Below are 18,318 nucleotides of genomic sequence, written 5' to 3'. Positions count from 1 at the left end.
ATGTCGACCACCCCTCGACCCGACGCGCCCCGGGTGGGCGCCACCTACCGGGTGCAGGTGCGCCCCGGCTTCGACCTGGACGCCACCGCCGAACTCGCCGACTACCTGGCCGGTCTCGGCGTCACCCACCTCTACAGCGCGCCCCTGCTCACCGCCACCCCCGGCTCGGCGCACGGCTACGACGTGGTCGACCACCGCGCCGTCAACCCCGAGCTGGGCGGCGAGGCGGCCCGGCAGCGGCTGCTGCGGGCGCTGCGCGCCGCCGGGCTCGGCCTGGTCGTGGACATCGTGCCCAACCACGCCGGGGTGGCCGTGCCCGCCGCCAACCCCGCCTGGTGGGACGTGCTGCGCCGGGGCCGCGAGTCGGCGTACGCGAGCTGGTTCGACGTTGACTGGAACCGCGGCCGGCTGCTGCTGCCGGTGCTCGCCGACTCCCCGGACGCCCTCGACGACCTCAAGCTCGCCGAGGGGGAGCTGCGCTACCACGAGCACCGCTTCCCGATCGCCGACGGCACCGGCGACGGCAGCCCCCGCGAGGTGCACGACCGGCAGCACTACGAGCTGGTCTCCTGGCGGCGCGGCGACGCCGAGCTGACGTACCGCCGTTTCTTCGCCGTCTCGGACCTGGCAGGGCTGCGGGTGGAGGACCCGGAGGTCTTCGCCGCCACCCACGAGCAGGTCCTGCGGTGGGCGGCGGCCGGCGAGGTCGACGGCATCCGCGTGGACCACCCGGACGGGCTCCGCGACCCCTCGGCCTACCTGGCCCGGCTGCGCGCCGCCACCCCCAACGCGTGGCTGGTGGTGGAGAAGATCCTGGAGTACGGCGAGGAGCTGCCGGACTGGCCGGTGGACGGCACCACCGGCTACGACGCGCTCGCCGCCGTCTGCGGGCTCTTCGTCGACCCCGACGCGGAGGGCGACTTCACCGCCCTGGACACCCACCTCGTGGGCCGGCACACCTCCTGGCAGGACCTCACCCACGACACCAAGCTCGCCGCGGCCACCCGGCTGCTGTCGGCCGAACTGACCCGGCTCGCCGCGCTCGCCGGTGACGTCGACCGCGACACCGCCCGGGCGGCGCTGGCCGAGCTGGCCGCCGCCTTCGCCGTCTACCGCGGCTACCCGCCCGAGGGCGCCCGGCACCTCGCCGCCGCCCGCGCCGAGGCCGGCCGCCGCCGCCCCGACCTGACCGGCGTGCTGGACGCGCTCACCCGCCGCCTGCGCGACCCCGACGACGAGCTGGCGAAGCGCTTCCCGCAGTTCACCGGCGCGGTGATGGCGAAGGGGGTGGAGGACACCGCCTTCTACCGGTGGAGCCGCTTCGTCGCGCTCAACGAGGTCGGCGGCAGCCCCGCGCACTTCGGCGTGCCGCCGGCCGAGTTCCACCGCTTCGCCGCCGCCCGGCAGGTGCGCTGGCCGGCCAGCATGACCACCCTCTCCACCCACGACACCAAGCGCTCCGAGGACGTCCGGGCCCGGCTCGCCGTGCTCAGCGAGCTGCCGGGGCGCTGGGCCGACCTCGTCGCCCGGTGGACGGCCCGCGCGCCGCTGCCCGACCCGGCCTTCGCGCACCTGCTCTGGCAGACCGCCGTCGGCGCCTGGCCGATCGAGCGCGAGCGGCTGCACGCGTACGCCGAGAAGGCCGCCCGGGAGGCGTCCGCCGCCACGAGCTGGGCCGACCCCGACCCGGTCTTCGAGCGGGCCATGCACGACGTGGTCGACGCGATGTACGACGACCGGCAGCTGCACGCCGAGCTGACCGCGTTCGCCGACGAGATCGCCCCCGCCGGCTGGTCCAACTCGCTGGGGCAGAAGCTGGTGCAGCTCGCCATGCCCGGGGTGCCGGACACCTACCAGGGCACCGAGCTGTGGGACAACTCGCTGGTCGACCCGGACAACCGCCGTCCGGTCGACTTCGCCGTACGCCGGGAACTGCTGGCCCGCCTCGACGCCGGCCCGCCCCCGCCGGTCGACGCCGGTGGCGCGGCGAAGCTGCTCGTGGTGTCGCGGACCCTGCGGCTGCGCCGCGACCGGCCGGAGCTGTTCACCGGCTACCGGCCGGTGCCGGCCCACGGGCGCGCCGGTCGGCACGCGCTCGCCTTCGACCGGGGCGGCGCCGTCGCGGTCGCCACCCGGCTGCCGCTCGGCCTGGCCCGCGCCGGCGGCTGGGGCGACACCACCCTGTCACTTCCCGTTCACGAGGTGACCGACCTGTTCACGGGACGGTCCTACAGTGGCGGGCAGACCCCCCTGGCCGACCTGCTGGCCACCTATCCCGTCGCGCTGCTGGCTCCCACCACCGAGTCCGTGGAGGCTTCGTCATGACCGAGTTCACGGTGTGGGCGCCGCAGGCCGCCCGCGTCCGGCTGCGCCTGCCGGGCGTCGCCGACCACGAGATGCGCGCCGGCCCGGACGGCTGGTGGCGGGTCGAGGTGCCCGCCGCCGGTCCCGGCACCGACTACGCCTTCCTGCTCGACGACGACGAGCGGGCGCTGCCCGATCCCCGGTCGGCCTGGCAGCCGGCGGGCGTGCACGGGCCGAGCCGACGCTACGACCACGCGGCGTTCGAGTGGACCGACCAGGCCTGGTCCGGCCGGCAGCTGCCCGGCAGCGTCCTCTACGAGCTGCACGTCGGCACGTTCACCCCCGAGGGCACCTTCGACGCCGCCATCGGCCGCCTCGACCACCTGGTCGACCTCGGCGTCGACATGATCGAGCTGCTGCCGGTCAACGCCTTCAACGGCGAGCACAACTGGGGCTACGACGGGGTCTGCTGGTATGCCCCGCACCAGCCCTACGGCGGGCCGGACGGCCTGAAACGGCTGGTCGACGCCGCCCACGCCAAGGGTCTGGGGGTGATCCTCGACGTCGTCTACAACCATTTCGGGCCCTCCGGGGCCTACGCGCCGATGTTCGCGCCGTACCTCACCGAGCAGAGCAACACCTGGGGCCGCACCGTCAACCTCGACGGCCCGCACTCCGACGGCGTGCGCCGATACATCGTCGACAGCGTGCTGATGTGGCTGCGCGACTACCACGTCGACGGGCTGCGCCTCGACGCCGTGCACGCCATGCCCGACTCGCGCGCCACCCACCTGCTGGAGGAGGTGGCCGTCGAGGTCGAGGCGCTCTCCACCCACCTCGGCCGGCCGCTGTCGCTGATCGCCGAGTCCGACCTCAACGACCCCACGCTGATCACGCCCCGGGAGGCCGGCGGCTTCGGCCTGCACGCCCAGTGGAACGACGACGCCCACCACGCCCTGCACACCCTGCTCACCGGCGAGCGGCAGGGCTACTACGGCGACTTCGGCTCCCTCGAGTGCCTCACCGACGTGCTGACGGGCGGGTTCTTCCACGCCGGCACCTGGTCCAGCTTCCGCAACCGCCACCATGGGCGGCCGGTGGACCGGCAGCGCACCCCGGGCCACCGGTTCGTCGCGTACCTGCAGAACCACGACCAGATCGGCAACCGGGCCACCGGCGACCGGATCTCCGCCACCCTCTCCCCGGGGCTGCTGCGGGTCGGCGCGACGCTGCTGTTCACGGCGCCGTTCACCCCGATGCTCTTCATGGGGGAGGAGTGGGCCGCCAGCACCCCGTGGCAGTTCTTCACCAGCCACCCGGAGCCGGAGCTGGCAACCGCCGTGGCCACCGGCCGCAAGCGGGAGTTCGCCGCCCACGGCTGGCCGGAGGGGGACGTGCCGGACCCGCAGGACCCGCAGACCTTCGCCCGTTCCCGGCTCGACTGGGCCGAGCTGGACAAACCCGAACACCGCGAGATGTACGAGTTCCACAAGCGGCTCATCGCGCTGCGCAAGAGCCGTCCCGACCTGTCCGACCCGAGGCTGCACGCCGTCGACGTACGCCCCGGCGACCAGTTCCTGGTGATGCGCCGGGGCGAGACGCTGGTGGCGGCGAACCTGGCCGCCAAGCCGCAGCGGATCACGCTGCCGGGGGTGGCGCGCCGGGTGCTGCTGGCCACGGGGGAGGGCGTCACGGTGATGCGCGACCGGATCGAGCTGCCGGCGGAGACGGCGGCGATCGTGGCGCTCTGAGCGGCGCCCGCCGGCAGCGGCCCGCCCCGGCCGGCGCGCGGCCTCGCCGGTGTGCCCCCTGGCCCAGCCGGCCCGCGACGGTCAGCCGGCGTCCAGCACCTCGCGCAGCCGCACCGCGAACTCGGCCGGCTTGCCCGCGTAGCCGAACTCGCCGCCGAGGAAGCCGCCGTGGTGGCTCGGGAACACCACGGCCTCCTGGCCGAGCAGCGCCGCGGTGGCGACCGCCGTACGCGCGGTGTACGTCCCCGCCGACTCCTCGCCGACCGCGATCGCGATGCGGGTCGGCGCCGCGGTGAGCGCCGCCGCGTCGGGGCGGTAGTCGGTGACCGCCCACGAGTTCTTCGACAGCAGCGGGTCGTCGCGGGAACCGTCGTCCTCGGTCGGCAGGCCGAACGCCGCCGGGTCGGGCGTGGGCTGGGCGAAGTAGGCGTCGGTGAACTCGCCCTGCCAGGACGCCATCGCGATGAACGCCGCCATGCCGGCGCCCATGCCCTTCGCCTGGTAAGCCTCGTGGAAGGCCGCCCGCGCGCGCTCGGCCGCCGCCGCGTCGGGAAGCACGGCGTTGATCGGCGGCTCGTGCGCCACCAGCGTGACGACGTCCCCGGGGTGGGTCGCGACCAGTTCGAGTGCGGTCACCGCACCTCCGCTGCTGGCGAACACGTCGACCGGAGCACCGCCGAGCGCCTCGATCAGCAGGTGCAGGTCGGCCGCCTGCTGCTGCGGCGTGTGGTCCGACCGGCCGTCCTTGCGGACGCTGCGGCCCAGGCCGCGCGGGTCGTAGGTGACGACCGTCCGGTCGGTGAAGTGGGCGGCGAGCGCGTTGAAGCCCTCCGCCGTCATCGGTTGGCCGATCATGAGCAGCGTGCGGTGATCGCCGGGGGCCGTCAGAGGGCTTCGCACGTCGTAGACCAGTTCGACGCCGGGTGCGGCGAGGGTGCGGGTCTCTGTCGTCGTCATGCCGGCGAGCGTACGACCGACGGGTGACAGATTTCGGGTGCTACTGCCTTTGACAAAGCCCGGCAACCGGGCTGCTACGCCGGTGGCATCACGTCGGGGAGCACCACTCTCGAACCAGCTCTTCCACATGTTTGAACGATGGTTCTACTTGTACTATCGTTCAAACTCCTGTGTGGAGGAGGACGTGATGTCAGAGGTCGCAACCCGGCGAGCGGGAGCACGCGAGTGGGCAGGGCTGGGACTGTTGGCACTGCCGACGGTGCTACTGGGTCTGGATGTCACCGTGCTCTACCTGGTGCTGCCGAGCATGGCCGCCGCACTCGACCCCTCGGCCACCCAGACGCTGTGGATCATGGATGCCTACGGCTTCCTCATTGCCGGATTCCTCATCACCATGGGGACCCTGGGCGATCGCATCGGCCGGCGACGCCTGCTCCTGATCGGCATGACGGCATTCGCGGCCGTGTCGGTGTTCGCCGCCGTCGCTCCCAGCGCCGAGTTGCTGATCGGAGCCCGTGCGCTGCTGGGCATTGCCGGGGCGACGCTCATGCCCTCGACCCTGTCGTTGATCTCCAACATGTTCCCCGACGTGCGTCAACGCGCGGTCGCGATCGGAGTCTGGGCCACGATGTTCGCCCTGGGCATGGCCGCCGGACCCGTGGTCGGCGGCGCACTGGTCGACACGTTCTGGTGGGGCGCGGCGTTCCTGCTCGCCGTCCCCATCGCGATGGTCGTCCTGGTCGGCGCGAGGAGTCTATTGCCCGAGCACGCCGACCCCCAGGCGGGACGACTGGACCTGGTCAGCGTCGCCCTGTCCCTGGCGGCGATCCTGCCGGGCATCTACGCCGTCAAGCACCTCGCCTCCTACGGCATGGATGCAGGCACGGCGATCCTCCTCATCGTCGGCGCAGCCGCAGGCGTGGTGTTCGTACGCCGGCAACGTCGCCTGGTTTCGCCGCTGTTGGATGTCACGCTGTTCGCCGACCGTGCCTTCTCCATGGCGCTGGCGGTGCTGCTGATCGGCCTTGTCGGGGTCGGCGGCACCATGTACCTGGTCACGCAGTACCTCCAACTCGTCGAGGGCCTCACACCCTTCACCGCGGGCCTCTGGATGGGACCACCGGCCCTGGCGATGTTCGCCGCCGCCATCGGCGCACCCCTGATCGCCCGGCGGGCGCGCCCCGGCCTGGTCATGGCGGTCATGCTCGGCCTGTCGGTGATCGGATACGCACTGCTGGCCGGCGCCGGCACAGGGGATGCGGTGATCGTGGTGGCCGGGTTCGCGTTCGTCTACCTCGGCCTGGGCGCGATCGCCGCGCTGGGCACCGACATGGTCGTCGGCGCCGCACCGGCGGCGAAGTCGGGATCGGCCGCGGCAATGTCCGAGACCGTCCAGGAACTCGGCATCGCCGTCGGCGTCGCCCTGCTCGGCAGCCTCAGCACCGCCCTCTACGCAGCGGGCATGCACGCTCCCGCAGACACCTCACCAGAGGTCGCCGACCGCCTCACCGGCAGCCTTCCGGGTGCCCTCTCGGTCGCGGACCAGGTGCCTGCCGAAGTCATCGAGGCGGCGCAGGAGACGTTCACCACCGGGGTGAACATCGCCTCGGCGGTGGCCGGCGTCGCCATCGTCGCCGCAACCGTGCTGTGCCTGGTGGCTCTACGGCATGTCCGTCCACTCGGTGCGGATCAGGACGTGGAGGCGGATCCGCGGTAGTGGGCTCGACTACCCTTGAACCCGGAGGAGGGAGCATGAGCGACAGCGAGGAACACCCTGTCGATGGACGACGCGCCAGAGGCAACAAGCGCCGCGCCGAGATCATTGAAGCAACGCTCGCCGTCGTCACCCGCGACGGTGCGGCAGGTGTCACCCACCGAACTGTCGCACAACAGGCCGGCATCACCACGTCCCTGAGCACGTACTACTTCCGCACGCTCGACGACCTCCTCGTCGCAGCGCTGTCGAGCGTCGCCGACGCCTACACCGCACGAATCCGACAGCTGATCGACCGCCCCGGAGACAAGCTGCGCGGCCTGGCTGAGCTGATTGTCGAGTCCGGCGGGCCTGGGCGCGAACGCGCCCTGGCCGAACGCGAACTGTCCACGCTGGCTGCCCGCAGACCCGCCCTCGCCCCCGTCGCCCGGCAATGGCGAGAGAACGTCGCCGAGCTCGCCGCCACCCTCACCGACGACCCACAAGCCATCGCCGCCCTCGTCGCGGCCTCCGACGGCCTCTGTACCGCCATCCTCATCGACAACATCGCTGCCGACACCGACCACGTCCACAAGGTTCTTTCCCAAGCCATCGGAACACCACTCGACGCAGCCGCCCCACCTCGCCGCGGCCCCTGAACCTGTCCTGTCCGTCCCGGTCGGACGAGTGGTGGGGCAGGGTGCTTGACACGTCCCACGGGCTCGGGCTGAACCGTTCGCTGTCGGGGGAGGCTGATGCCGGAGCGTTCGCGCGGACGTGGAAACACTCGACCGATGCAAACGTTGAAATGTTCGTCCGTTTTTGCTCATTTAAAATGTCAGTGTGAGGTAGCGGCGCCGTTGGCAAGGTACACCGGGACTTGTCGGGCTCGGGCTTGTATCGCCGCGTCGGCTCGGGGGGCGACGTTCACTGGAAGTCGCTGCTCAACCTCCTGAAGCGAAAAGAAGGCGACATCTTCCAGCTCCTGCCTAGGCAGGTCGATGCCCTGAAGGCTGCCGAGCGTCCCGCAGTCGAAGGTGAAGTGGATCAAGGCGCGAGGCCGCTGCCCCGCAGGAGGTGCCCAGTCCACGACGAGTAGATCACCCACAGCCACAGCCAGGCCCAATTCTTCGCGGACCTCACGACTGCAGGCGTGATGCGGATACTCGTCCTCTTCCACGTACCCGCCGGGGAAAGCCCAGTGGTCGCGGTACGTCGGTTTCACGAGCAGAACGTTCCCTGCTGGGTCAGTGATAAGCGCTCCTGCGGCAGCATGGAAGGCGGGCAGGTTGGCATACCAGGTGGCGGGATCCGTCCAGGTCATCTCTGTGACGCTAGCCGTCAGGTCCCGATGTTGTCTCGCGTCAGTTGTGCGCCGTGGAAGCCGAGAGAGCCACAAGGAGTTCGTTCACTTCAGACTTCGCGCGGTAAGGGCTCAGCGTTGCGGTGAGTTCGCGGACCCGATGCGTCACGCGAGCGGAGCGGACGGCATGCACGTGCACTTCCAGCTCGCGCCCCCAGTCGCAGGCGGCCTCGACGTCCCCGGCACGGGCATAGGTCGTCGCGATGAGCGCGGTATGAAGAGCGCGCGTCCGGGCGTTCTGCTTGGTCAGAGTGACCGCGCCGGGCGCGTGTCGCAGGGCCTGCCGGTACAGGCGCAGGTCGCTCAGGCACTTCACCGCAGTGCCCGCGAAGTGGGCCGCACTGAAGTAGGCGGCCCAGCGTGGGCCGCTGCCCGCGTCCGTTCGGTCCAGGGCACGTTCCGCCTTCGCGAGTGCGTTCTGACATGCACGTCGTTCGCCCGACCGGCTGTATGCGCTGGCGGCGGTCGTGTACAGCCGAGCGCGGACCGCAGCAGGGGCGCGACCTGCTCCGTCGATAGCGGCCTCGGCGAGCCGGGCAGCGTCCTGGGCGTGCCCGAGGTAGACGGCCTGCGTGGCGAGGTTGGCCAGCAGATGGGCGCCGTAAAGGCGGTCGTCGGCAGCCTTGGCTAGCCGTAAGGCGACGGTCAGAAGATGTTGAGCGACGCCGTGTTGGCCTGCGTCGTAGGACATGAAGGCGAGCTGCCCGGAGAGCGTTGCGACTGCTCGCATGAGATCGCGCCCGATGGCATCCGTGTAGGTGCCGCCCAGCATGGGGGAGACCTGGTGTACAAGGAAGTCGGTCATGAGCGTCCGGGTGCGCGGCGAACCACCTCCATGACGTCGGTCGAGGTCGGTGAAATGGTCGGCGAGTGCGTACAGGGAGTCGATGTCAGCGGTGGTGACCGGCTGCCGGCCGCTGTGCGTGACCGTCCCGTCCGGAAGGTCGTACCGCCAGGCGAGCGCAGCATGTAGGGCGACGTCGTTCTGGAACGTCCCGCCGGACTGCGGAGCGAGTTGCTTGGCGAGCATCGCCCATAGTTGCTCGGCGACCTTGATCCCGTGGCTCACGGACAGGGGATAGGCGATGTTGGGAACGAGCGGAGCGGCGGCGAATCCCAGCTCCGCGACGATGACGGGACGGCCGAGCTTTCGCGCGAAGACGTCGGCCATAGTGACTTGGACGTGCTCGGCCGGGCGACGTGCTCGGAGCCACCAGTACACGCTGGCGGCGTCGTAGCGCCACGTGCCGTGGACGCGTCCCGCGTAGTTGAGCTGACGCGCGAAGGCGGCGTGGGCGTTGCCATAGCCGGCGGCGCGAAGCAGAGCCTCGAACGCCGTATTCGTGACCGGCCGCGCCATGGATGAGCCTCCAGGTATCGAACGACTACCAACAGTGACGAGCCTATGTGCCTACTGCGGGACCCTGGGGTCCTGCGCAACCCGACGCAACATGGCACCGAGGGCGACGCAACCGCGCGCATTGCTTGCCATCTGTTCTGCCGACCAACAGTCGACTTTTCTGCCTTGAGGAGCCCGTGGGCGCGGCGACAAGGGTGCTTCAAGCCCTACCGTCGCGCTCCTCGATCGAGGGAGACGCGGATGCAGGGAGACGAGTCGGCGCAGAGCCGGGGTGAGCGGGGCGAGGCGGCTGAGCGGGAGGCTGCCAAACAGCGGCTGCTCGCGCAGGCCGAGGCGGAGCGCGTACCGGTGGAGGAGACCACCCGGGCGGTGCCGGACCGGCGGTGGCGGCGTGACCAGCGCTGACGAGCCGATCGGGCGTCGGATGGCGCGCTGGCGGGCGCGGCGGCGGATGACACAGCAGATGCTCGCCGACCGGCTCGGCAGGTCGAAGAGCTGGGTGGACAAGACCGAGCGGGGCGTGCGCCCGCTGGACCGCTACCCGGTGATCCAGGAGATCGCCCGGGTGCTGCGCGTCGATCCACTGGTGCTGCTCGGCGAGCACCGCGCGCCGTCGCCGATCGCCGCAGGCCCGCCGGACGGGGTGGACAGCATCAGGGCCGCCCTCGCGCGCTACGACGTCCGCCAGCCGACCGGGTCCGTGGCGGAGACGGGCCGGCACGTCGCGCACGCCTGGCTGACGTACCAGCACGCGCACTACGCCCAGGTGGTGCGGCTGCTGCCGAGGCTGCTCCGCGCCGCGCAGGGCGTGCGGGCGCAGGAGCCAGGGCTGCTGGTGCAGGCGTACCGGATCACCTCGTCGGTGCTGGTGAAGCTCGGCGAGGCCGACCTCGGGTGGCTGGCCGCCGACCGGGCGGTGGCCGTGGCGGGCGGCGATCCGGTGCTGGCGGGGGCGGCGGCCGTGTCGGTCGGGCAGGCGTTGCGCGCGCTGGGCCGCGACCGGCTCGCGCTGGTGGCGACGGTGGCCGCCGCGCGTCGGGTCGCGCCCGCGTCGGAGACGGTGCACGGGGCGTTGCTGCTCCAGGCTGCCCTCGCCGCCGCCGGCTGCGGCGACACCGGCCGCAGCGAGGAGCTGATCGAGCGGGCCGTCCAGGTGGCGGTGCGGGTCGCCGGGGACGACCCGCACCGGACCGGCTTCGGGCCGGGCGCCGTGGAGGCGGCCCGGGTGGTGGCGGCTGTCGAGCGGGGGGACGCCGGGGAGGCGATCCGCCGGCACGAGACGGTGGTACGGGGGGAGGCGTGGCGGCGGCTGCCGGCCGAGTACCGGGCCGCGTACCTGGTGGACGCCGCGCGGGCGTACCTCCAGGTCGGGGACTCGCGCGGGGCCGGGCGGGTGCTGGTCGAGGCGGACGGCGTCGCGCCGGCCGAGGTCCGGTGCCGGCCTGTGGCGCGTACGGTGCTCGCCGAGATCGCCCGGGCCGACCCGGCGCCGGCCGGCGTGGCGCGGCTGGCGACGCTGGTCGGCCTGACCCGCTGAGCGCATCCCGCCCCCGCCAGCGCGGCGTGCAGGCCGTCACGGACGGTCGGCCCGTCTCGTCGCAGTCGCCGGCCCGCGAGCGGATGCCATGGCTGCCGGATTCGCAAATCCCATTTGTCGACAACAGCGTGCGCCGTCGAACCGGAGAGGACGCATTTCGCGGCGATGGGATTTGCGCGACCAATGCCGAGGCTTCTGTTCGAATTGGACACGGTTTGTTTGCGGTCGTGCCGTTGATGTTCTCGGTCCTAAAAGGGAAAGTGTCAACTACCTGTCATTCGAATGTGTTGCGATCAATGCAAGGTGATCGATAAGTTTCGGTGGCCCAAATGGGGCACCCGAGAAAAGGGGGAGCACTTGAAGTCAACCCTGCGCTGGTCCGCAATGGCCGGCATGGCGCTCGCGCTGGTCGTGACCGCCCCGGCGGTCGCCCAGGCGAAGCCGACCAAGGCCGACAGGAACGGCAACACCACCACCGTCGCCCGCACCAGTGACGGTCGTGCGATCACCAACGAGGCGATCGCCAAGGAGGTCACCGCGTTCTGGACGCCGGAACGGATGGCGAGCGCCGTCGACCTGGACCTCGCGAAGCCCGCAGGCGCCACCGAGGCGCCGAGCGGGGTGTCCAAGCCGGGCGGACCGGCGGGCAGCGTCGCGCCGATGCAGCCGAGCGTCGCCAGCGATGACGTCGGCACCCAGCTCAACGAGTCGGCGGTAGTCGGCAAGGTCTACTTCACCACCCCCGGCGGCGGCGGCGCCTCATGCTCGGCGAGCGCGGTCGGCAGCGCGAAGCGGCGACTGGTCATGACCGCCGGGCACTGCGTGCACCAGGGCGCCGGCGGCCAGTGGTACAGCAACTGGCAGTTCGTGCCGCGGTACCGCGACGGGGCGCGGCCGTTCGGTACGTTCGTCGCCTACACGCTCACGGCCCGCACCGCGTGGATCAACAGCAGCAGCTTCGACGAGGACATGGCCATCGCCATCATGCACAACGGCGGCAACTGGGGCCTGAAGGTCGTCGACACGGTCGGCGGCCACGGCCTGCGCTGGAACTGGGGCTACAACATCTCCCTGATGACCGCCCTCGGCTACCCGTCCAACCTCGGCGGCGGCGAGAGCCAGTACTACTGCCAGAGCGGCACCTGGCACGCCGGCGGCCAGCAGATCCGGATGTGGTGCAACATGACCTACGGATCCAGCGGCGGTCCCTGGCTGCAGGAGTACAACGACGCGAACGGCCTCGGGTATATCAACAGCGTCGTGAGCCACGGCGACAACCCGGGCAACGGGCAGTTCGACGGCCCGTACTTCGACGACGACATCAAGAGCCTCTACGACTTCGCGGAAGGTATCTCCCCGGCGTGACGGCCACGAAATTACCGTAACGGCACGTAATCAGCAGAGCCCCGGCCGCCGGCCGGGGCTCTGCCCGTTCTGCTCCGTTTCCGCGCCTAGGTCGACACCGGGTGGTGGGTCATTCTGGACGAGGCGGTGTCGCGTGTTGCTGACCGGTTCGTGCGGGCCGAGCCGCGCGCGACGGCGGCGCAGTTCGTGGAAGGGCTGCTGTCGGGCGTGGAACGCAAGACCTGCCGGTCGTTTGTGGAGCGGGCTGGTCATGCAGATCCGCAGGCAATGCAGCGACTGCTGCGTACGGCGGTGTGGGACGCGGACGCCGTCCGCGACGACGTTCGAGCCTGGCTGGTCGAACAGCTCGGGCACCCGACGCGGTGCTGGCCTGCGACGAGACCGGCTTCCTGAAGAAGGGCCTGTGCTCAATCGGGGGCCAGCGGCAGTGCACCGGCACCGCCGGACGTGTCGAGAACAGCCAGAGCTGCAGCGCCCGGCCCCCACGCCCGCGCCCCGACCCGGGGTCGCCGAGGAAGGCTTTCGCCCTGATCCGGGCCTCGTCTCCGGCCCGGCTCATCTGGACCAACCCCGCCAGCGAGATTGTGACAAGACCCGTTGGGTCGATGTCGAGGTCCTTAAAGCCCACGCCAACAAGGGCGAATACTGACCTAAATTACGCGACACCGGGCTTCATCAGGACGGAAAACAAGCATTATCTTCAATCGGGTCATCGCGGGCCGCGCCCCGTGCGACTACGAAAGGTAGTTGGTCGCGCACCTTGCGTGAATGTCGAGCGTGACGAATACTGGATCGGACCGATCGGCTCACTTCCGCTCCGCAGGTTGCCTCGTTTCCGCGCGCAGATCCGAATGGATCTGGTCGCCTCCCGTGCGCCAATTCGGGCCGCCGCCACAGTAAGAACGAGTTGCCCTTTGCCGTGCTCTCCGAACGCGGATGCGCCCTGCCCCGGAACGCCACAATCGGAAGGAAAAAGGCCACATGCCCTTGTCCGTGCCCGACCTCGCCTCGCTCGACGACACCCCGGTGACGATCCGGTCGACGGCATTTCCCAACGTGTTTTTGCGACTGGCCGGTGGTGGCGTGACCGCCGCCACCGCCACTGGCGGTGGGTACGTCAACTGCCAGTACACCCCGGTCGGCGACTTCGAGCGGTTCAGGGTCCGCAGGCAGACCGACGGCACGTACTCGTTCGAATCGGTGTTCTTTCCGAACGTGTGCGTGCGGATGGACGGCACCGGTGTCACCTCGCAGACCGTCAACGGCGGCGGGACGGTGAACTGCCAGTTCACCCCGGCCGGCAGCCCGCCCAGCGCCTACGAGCGGTTCAAGGCCAAGGCGCAGGCGGACGGGTCGATGTCGTTCGAGTCGGCAGCCTTCCCGAACGTGTACCTGCGCATGGAGGCGTCCGGGTTCACCGCCAACAACGGCAACGGTGGCGGCACGGTGAACTGTCAGTACAACGCCAATGGCGGGTCGCACGAGAAGTTCTTCCTCAACATGGTCGACCAGCGGCTGAACTTCGCCATGCAGCGCCAGGTGCAGACCATGTGGTGCTGGGCGGCGAGCGCGGTCAGCATCGCCGCGTTCTACAACGCGAACACGAACTGGACCCAGTGCTCCCTGGTCAACGCCGAGCGCGGGGTGAACAACTGCTGTGGCGACGCCGGCGCGAACTGGCCGTGCAACCAGGGCTCCTGGCCGGAGGGGCCGATGCAGCGGGTCGGGCACCTTCGTGAGCGCTTGGTCGGCGTGCTGACTCCCGCCCAGGTCGGAGCCGAGTTGGCCAAGTCCCGGCCGTTCGCGATAAACACGGCCTGGGCCGGCGGCGGGGGGCACATCCTCGTGGTACGGGGACGCTACGTCGCCGACGGCGTGGAGTACGTGAGCGTCGGGGACCCGTGGTACGGGGACTCGGACGTGACGTACGAGGCCTTCCGGAACCGGTACCAGGGCAGTGGTAGCTGGACCCACACCTACAAGACGCAGGCCTGAGGAGCTACGGAATGCCGGTGCACATGCCCGACCCGCAGGGCGTACCCGACAAGGTCCGCGCGAAGCTGAACGCCTTCGCCGACAGCGGTCGATTTTCCACCACGGCCCTACGCCAGGCCCGCAAGGAGAACCTCGACCTGAACACCCCGCACCAGGTCTTCACCCTCGGACTGGACGTCGTCACCGCCGGCGGCGGCCTCGACCAGGCGCAGCCGGTCGGCTGGCGGTTCCTGGTCGTCGACGGCGGCCAGCTCATCGCCAGCGCCGAGACCGCCGAGAAGCCGGACGGCACACACGAGGTGGCGCAGTTCACCGAGGGGCCGTTCGTCGCCGCCACCGACAAGGCGCTGAAGATCGCCCACCGGCTGCCCCAGGTAGCGGCGGCGAGCTTCGAACTGCGCCTGCTCCGCGTGCCCGCCCTGTATGTGATGGCGCTCTGGCTGCATTCGCCGCTGGTCGACCTGCTGGTGCCGCTGGCTCCGTCGCCGATCGGCAAGGATGGCAAGCCGCTGCCCCCGGCCGCGTTCCTCAACGACCTGCGCGAACTGGCCGGCAAGATGAGCCCGCCCGAAAGTTCCGCCTGACCGCCTGCCGGGGGCCAGGGTCGTACCCCGGCCCCCGGCAGTCGGTGTGGACGGCCCGGCGAAACCCGCGATCAGGCGACCGCACGATCTTCGGATGTCCTCACAAGCCATCGATGATCAACGCGGTGGCCGTCTTCATACCGCGCCACGCCCAACGCCGGAGCCAAGTGACGTTGGAGTACCAGGTCGACAATCGCCGTCCGAGGCCGCGGGTCACTTGAAGCGGATGAACTTGGAGAACTGGTTGTTGGCGGTTCCCACCGTCACCGTCCGGTGGCTGTATCTGTCGGCGGAACCGTAGTTGTATTCGTCGATCTCAAAGGTGCCGTTTGCGTTCACCCGGGTCACGAAGGCGACGTGACCGTAGGTGCCGCCCAGGCGGACCGCGACGTCACCGGCCTCGGGCTGTTGTGCACCGGCACCCCGGCGCGCCCGGCGGCGGCGACCCACTCCTTGGCGTTGCCCCACCGCGCCTGGCCCTTGTACTGGTTCTGGAAGGCGACGCCGACCCGGCTGCGCAGCGCCCAGGCCACGAAGCTGGTGCACCGCCCGTTGTAGAAGTTCCACGGATCGATGCCGGAGGTCTGACCTTGTACGGGTAGTCGTCCCTGGCGGGGTAGCTGGTCCCGGCGGAGATCAGCTGGTGGGAGGCGTTGTTGTTCTTGAGCGTGGAGTTGAGGTTCTTCTTCGCCCCGGGCGCGAAGTCCTGGTACGCGTGGGAGCCGTTGTAGCCGGTGTTGTAGTAGACCCGCACCGTCCTGCCGGTGCGGTTCCACGCCGGACGCGCCCGCCCGGCGGCGCTCGACGGCCCGACCCGGCCGCAAGGCGTGGGCCCACCGACGACAGGGGTGGGGTTCTGTGTCGATTCGGGGTTCGTGGGACGATTCACGGGCATAGCGTCAGGCGTGGCGGCTTCCCGCCGCCGGACCGCCCCGGGGGCGGACCAGGACGATCTGACGGTGGTGCGACGTGGACGAGACCGATCCGATGATGCTGGATCAGCGGGGACGACGCGGCCGGAGCCCCGGGCTGCCCCGACTGCTGGGCGTGGTCAGCCTCGCCCTCGGGGTGGGCGGGCTGTTCGCCCCGCGCGCGGTGGCCCGGTTGACCGGTGTGGACGACTCACCCGCCGCGCGCGCGGTGATCCCGGCCGTGGCCGCCCGCGAGCTGGTCCACGCGGCCGGCCTGCTCGGTGGCCGCCGGCCGGCCGGCTGGACGTGGACCCGGGTGGCCGGCGACGCGATGGACCTCACCCTGCTCGCCCGGGCCTGGGCGGACCGGTGTGGCGAGCGGCGCCAGCGGGTCGCCCTCACCACCGCGGCCATCGCCGGCATCGCCGCCGTCGACCTGGTCGCCGCCGTGCGCGCCGGCAGGGCCCAGGCCGCGCGCCGGCGGGTGATCGACTTGGAGGTCGCGGTCACCGTCAACCGCTCCCCGGCCGAGGCGTACCGGTTCTGGCGGGACCTGGAGAACCTGCCCCGGTTCATGTCCCACCTGGAGTCGGTGCGCGTCGACGACCTGCGCCGCTCGCACTGGATCGCGCGCGGCCCGGCCGGCCGGCGCGTCGAGTGGGACGCGGAGATCGTCGACGACCAGCCCAACCGGTCGCTCGCCTGGCGGTCGCTGCCCGACACCCGGGTGCCCAACGCCGGGCGGGTCCGGTTCGTGCCCGCGCCCGGCGACCGGGGGACCGAGGTACGGGTGCGGCTGCGCTACGCCCCGCCGGCCGGCGCGCTGGGCCGGGCGGTGGCGAAGCTCTTCGGCGAGGAGCCCGAGCAGCAGGTCCGTGACGACCTGCGCCGGTTCAAGCAGGTGGTGGAGACCGGCGAGGTGGTCCGCTCCGAGGGCAGCCCCGACGGCATCTCCGTACGCCAGCAGGTCATGCAACGCCCCGCCCAGCCGTTGCCGATCGCCCGCCGCTGACCGCCCGCGACCCGAGAGGACGAACGATGAAGGCCACCGCCTGGATGGGCAAGGACAGCGTCAAGGTCGTCAACGTGCCCGACCCGACCATCATGAACGCGCGCGACGCGATCGTGCGGATCACCTCGACCGCGATCTGCGGCTCCGACCTGCACCTTTACCACGGCTACATCCCCGCCATGCGCAAGGGCGACATCCTCGGCCACGAGTTCATGGGCGAGGTGGTGGAGGTCGGCCCGCAGGTGCGCAACCTGCGCCCCGGCGACCGGGTGGTGGTGCCGTTCCCGATCGCCTGCGGGCACTGCTCCTCCTGCCAGCGCGGCCTCTTCTCGGTCTGCGAGAACTCCAACCCCAACGCCGGGGTGGCCGAGAAGATCATGGGGCACTCGCCGGCCGGCATCTTCGGCTACTCCCACCTGCTCGGCGGCTACGCCGGCGGCCAGGCCGAGTACGCCCGGGTGCCGTTCGCCGACGTCGGTCCGATCAAGGTGCCCGAGGACGTGCCCGACGACCAGGCGGTGATGCTCGCCGACGTGCTTCCCACCGGCTTCATGGGCGCGGAGATGTGCGACATCAAGCCGGGCGACGTCATCGCCGTGTGGGGGGCCGGCCCGGTGGGGCTGCTCGCCGCCGCCAGCGCCCGGATGCTCGGCGCGGAGCGGGTGATCGTCATCGACCGGTACCCGTACCGGCTGCGGCTGGCGCAGGAGCACACCGGCGCGGAGACCATCAACTACGACGACACCGACGTGCTCGACGCGCTGAACGCGATGACCGCCGGCCGGGGGCCCGACGCGTGCATCGACGCCGTCGGCCTGGAGGGGCACCACGGCAACACCGCCGTGTACGCGTACGACCGGGCGAAGCAGGCCGCCCGGGTCGAGACGGAAAGGCCGTTCGCGCTGCGCCAGGCGATCCTGGCCTGCCGCAGTGGCGGCGTCGTCTCGGTGATCGGCGCGTACGGGGGCTTCGTCGACAAGTTCCCGATGGGCGCGTTCATGAACCGATCGTTGATCATGCGCACCGGTCAGTGCCACGTCCAGCGCTACACCCGGCCGCTGCTCAACCGCATCCAGCGCGGGGACATCGACCCGAGCTTCATCATCAGCCACCGGATGTCGCTGAAGGACGCCGCCAAGGGTTACAAGATCTTCCAGAAGAAGCAGGACGAGTGCACCAAGGTCGTCCTCAAGGTCTGAGCCGGGAACGGCGGCCCGAGCCGCGTCCAGCCCAGGTTGCCGCCCTCGCCGACCACCCGGAGGCCGGCTCGGCCGGGGGACGGCGGACGTCCGCCGTCCTCCGACCGAGCCGGCGCGGCTCAGAGAGTGTTGGGTAACTGGAGGGCTACTTCTGGTTGAGTTCGTCGTCGAGGCGTCGGGCTGCTTCGGTTTCGATGGGGCCTTGCGGTTCGATGTCCTCGCCGGCGAGGCGCGCGGCCATCAGCCGGATCATGGCGACTTTGATCATCGCTTCAGCGTGCGCGGGT

The 18,318-nt window shown here is 70.9% G+C and carries 16 protein-coding genes and 2 pseudogenes; 13 read left to right on the top strand and 5 right to left on the bottom strand.

Features of this window, described 5'->3' with window-relative positions; genetic code table 11:
• Entirely contained in the window at positions 1-2,325 is a 2,325-nt protein-coding gene (gene treY, locus AB0G13_RS21450) for a malto-oligosyltrehalose synthase (protein ID WP_357876747.1), read from the top strand.
• Positions 2,322-4,055 carry a malto-oligosyltrehalose trehalohydrolase gene (gene treZ / locus AB0G13_RS21445; RefSeq protein WP_357876745.1) on the top strand — a complete coding sequence of 578 codons (1,734 nt, stop codon included), beginning with the start codon at positions 2,322-2,324 and terminating at the stop codon, positions 4,053-4,055. The genes treY and treZ overlap by 4 nt, the downstream gene beginning before the upstream one ends.
• An 81-nt stretch (positions 4,056-4,136) precedes the next feature.
• Here the strand turns inward: treZ and AB0G13_RS21440 are convergent, their stop codons facing one another.
• Positions 4,137-5,012 carry an alpha/beta hydrolase gene (locus AB0G13_RS21440; RefSeq protein WP_357876743.1) on the bottom strand — a complete coding sequence of 292 codons (876 nt, stop codon included), beginning with the start codon at positions 5,010-5,012 and terminating at the stop codon, positions 4,137-4,139.
• Positions 5,013-5,184: 172 nt separating this feature from the next.
• On the opposite strand from AB0G13_RS21440, the gene AB0G13_RS21435 reads away from it, so the two are divergent.
• Together AB0G13_RS21435 and AB0G13_RS21430 are read left to right on the top strand one after the other, a co-directional pair.
• Positions 5,185-6,729 carry an MFS transporter gene (locus tag AB0G13_RS21435; RefSeq protein WP_357876741.1) on the top strand — a complete coding sequence of 515 codons (1,545 nt, stop codon included), beginning with the start codon at positions 5,185-5,187 and terminating at the stop codon, positions 6,727-6,729.
• A 35-nt stretch (positions 6,730-6,764) separates the two neighbouring features.
• On the top strand, positions 6,765-7,364 hold the full coding sequence (locus AB0G13_RS21430) for a TetR family transcriptional regulator (RefSeq protein ID WP_357876739.1): 600 nt from the start codon (positions 6,765-6,767) through the stop codon (positions 7,362-7,364).
• A gap of 179 nt (positions 7,365-7,543) precedes the next feature.
• On the opposite strand, the gene AB0G13_RS21425 is transcribed toward AB0G13_RS21430, so the two are convergent.
• Together AB0G13_RS21425 and AB0G13_RS21420 are read right to left on the bottom strand one after the other, a co-directional pair.
• The gene (locus AB0G13_RS21425) at positions 7,544-8,029 is read right to left on the bottom strand and encodes an NUDIX hydrolase (RefSeq protein WP_357876737.1); all 486 of its coding nucleotides are present in this window, start codon (positions 8,027-8,029) and stop codon (positions 7,544-7,546) included.
• A gap of 40 nt (positions 8,030-8,069) precedes the next feature.
• Positions 8,070-9,428, bottom strand: a complete 1,359-nt coding sequence (locus AB0G13_RS21420) for a hypothetical protein (protein ID WP_357876735.1) — start codon at positions 9,426-9,428, stop codon at positions 8,070-8,072.
• A 240-nt stretch (positions 9,429-9,668) separates the two neighbouring features.
• On the opposite strand from AB0G13_RS21420, the gene AB0G13_RS21415 reads away from it, so the two are divergent.
• The 6 genes and pseudogenes from AB0G13_RS21415 (at position 9,669) to AB0G13_RS21390 (ending at position 14,909) form a co-directional block, all read left to right on the top strand.
• Positions 9,669-9,833, top strand: a complete 165-nt coding sequence (locus tag AB0G13_RS21415; RefSeq protein ID WP_357876733.1) for a hypothetical protein — start codon at positions 9,669-9,671, stop codon at positions 9,831-9,833.
• On the top strand, positions 9,820-10,965 hold the full coding sequence (locus tag AB0G13_RS21410; protein ID WP_357876731.1) for a helix-turn-helix domain-containing protein: 1,146 nt from the start codon (positions 9,820-9,822) through the stop codon (positions 10,963-10,965). Before AB0G13_RS21415 ends, AB0G13_RS21410 begins: the two co-directional genes overlap by 14 nt.
• A gap of 384 nt (positions 10,966-11,349) precedes the next feature.
• Positions 11,350-12,330: a hypothetical protein gene (locus AB0G13_RS21405; protein WP_357876783.1), complete on the top strand. Its 981-nt coding sequence runs from the start codon at positions 11,350-11,352 to the stop codon at positions 12,328-12,330.
• A gap of 186 nt (positions 12,331-12,516) precedes the next feature.
• A pseudogene (locus AB0G13_RS21400) lies at positions 12,517-12,794 on the top strand (transposase); the annotation flags it as partial.
• A 517-nt stretch (positions 12,795-13,311) separates the two neighbouring features.
• Positions 13,312-14,325, top strand: a complete 1,014-nt coding sequence (locus tag AB0G13_RS21395; RefSeq protein WP_357876729.1) for a papain-like cysteine protease family protein — start codon at positions 13,312-13,314, stop codon at positions 14,323-14,325.
• An 11-nt stretch (positions 14,326-14,336) separates the two neighbouring features.
• On the top strand, positions 14,337-14,909 hold the full coding sequence (locus tag AB0G13_RS21390; RefSeq protein ID WP_357876727.1) for a hypothetical protein: 573 nt from the start codon (positions 14,337-14,339) through the stop codon (positions 14,907-14,909).
• Positions 14,910-15,122: 213 nt separating this feature from the next.
• Here the strand turns inward: AB0G13_RS21390 and AB0G13_RS21385 are convergent, their stop codons facing one another.
• Positions 15,123-15,359, bottom strand: coding sequence for a CHAP domain-containing protein (locus AB0G13_RS21385; RefSeq protein WP_357876725.1), 237 nt, complete (start codon positions 15,357-15,359; stop codon positions 15,123-15,125).
• Here AB0G13_RS21385 and AB0G13_RS21380 point away from each other — a divergent pair.
• Positions 15,267-15,467 (top strand): hypothetical protein, encoded by a 201-nt coding sequence (locus AB0G13_RS21380; protein ID WP_357876786.1) that lies wholly within the window; start codon positions 15,267-15,269, stop codon positions 15,465-15,467. The two genes, AB0G13_RS21385 and AB0G13_RS21380, sit on opposite strands and share 93 nt — an antisense overlap.
• 166 nt (positions 15,468-15,633) lie before the next feature.
• Here AB0G13_RS21380 and AB0G13_RS21375 read toward each other — a convergent pair.
• A pseudogene (locus AB0G13_RS21375) lies at positions 15,634-15,804 on the bottom strand (peptidase inhibitor family I36 protein); the annotation flags it as partial.
• Positions 15,805-15,878: 74 nt separating this feature from the next.
• Between AB0G13_RS21375 and AB0G13_RS21370 the strand changes: the two are divergent.
• Both AB0G13_RS21370 and AB0G13_RS21365 read left to right on the top strand, forming a co-directional pair.
• Complete coding sequence (locus AB0G13_RS21370; RefSeq protein WP_357876723.1) at positions 15,879-16,832, top strand: SRPBCC family protein; 954 nt, start codon at positions 15,879-15,881, stop codon at positions 16,830-16,832.
• A 26-nt stretch (positions 16,833-16,858) separates the two neighbouring features.
• A complete protein-coding gene (locus AB0G13_RS21365) occupies positions 16,859-18,031 on the top strand; it encodes a zinc-dependent alcohol dehydrogenase (RefSeq protein ID WP_357876721.1) in 1,173 nt (390 codons plus the stop codon).
• Positions 18,032-18,318: the final 287 nt, after the last annotated feature.

Origin of the sequence: Micromonospora sp. NPDC023633 (assembly GCF_040640035.1) — a bacterium.
Taxonomy (GTDB): domain Bacteria; phylum Actinomycetota; class Actinomycetes; order Mycobacteriales; family Micromonosporaceae; genus Micromonospora.
Note: the sequence above shows the minus strand (reverse complement) of the source record. Positions and strands in the feature narration are given on the sequence as shown.

Excerpts from the sequence above, each read along its gene's own strand:
- treY (WP_357876747.1), top strand. The coding sequence starts at position 1 with ATGTCGACCACCCCTCGACCCGACGCGCCCCGGGTGGGCGCCACCTAC.
- treZ (WP_357876745.1), top strand. The coding sequence starts at position 2,322 with ATGACCGAGTTCACGGTGTGGGCGCCGCAGGCCGCCCGCGTCCGGCTG.
- AB0G13_RS21440 (WP_357876743.1), bottom strand. The coding sequence starts at position 5,012 with ATGACGACGACAGAGACCCGCACCCTCGCCGCACCCGGCGTCGAACTG.
- AB0G13_RS21430 (WP_357876739.1), top strand. The coding sequence starts at position 6,765 with ATGAGCGACAGCGAGGAACACCCTGTCGATGGACGACGCGCCAGAGGC.
- AB0G13_RS21425 (WP_357876737.1), bottom strand. The coding sequence starts at position 8,029 with ATGACCTGGACGGATCCCGCCACCTGGTATGCCAACCTGCCCGCCTTC.
- AB0G13_RS21420 (WP_357876735.1), bottom strand. The coding sequence starts at position 9,428 with ATGGCGCGGCCGGTCACGAATACGGCGTTCGAGGCTCTGCTTCGCGCC.
- AB0G13_RS21415 (WP_357876733.1), top strand. The coding sequence starts at position 9,669 with ATGCAGGGAGACGAGTCGGCGCAGAGCCGGGGTGAGCGGGGCGAGGCG.
- AB0G13_RS21405 (WP_357876783.1), top strand. The coding sequence starts at position 11,350 with ATGGCCGGCATGGCGCTCGCGCTGGTCGTGACCGCCCCGGCGGTCGCC.
- AB0G13_RS21395 (WP_357876729.1), top strand. The coding sequence starts at position 13,312 with ATGCCCTTGTCCGTGCCCGACCTCGCCTCGCTCGACGACACCCCGGTG.
- AB0G13_RS21390 (WP_357876727.1), top strand. The coding sequence starts at position 14,337 with ATGCCGGTGCACATGCCCGACCCGCAGGGCGTACCCGACAAGGTCCGC.
- AB0G13_RS21365 (WP_357876721.1), top strand. The coding sequence starts at position 16,859 with ATGAAGGCCACCGCCTGGATGGGCAAGGACAGCGTCAAGGTCGTCAAC.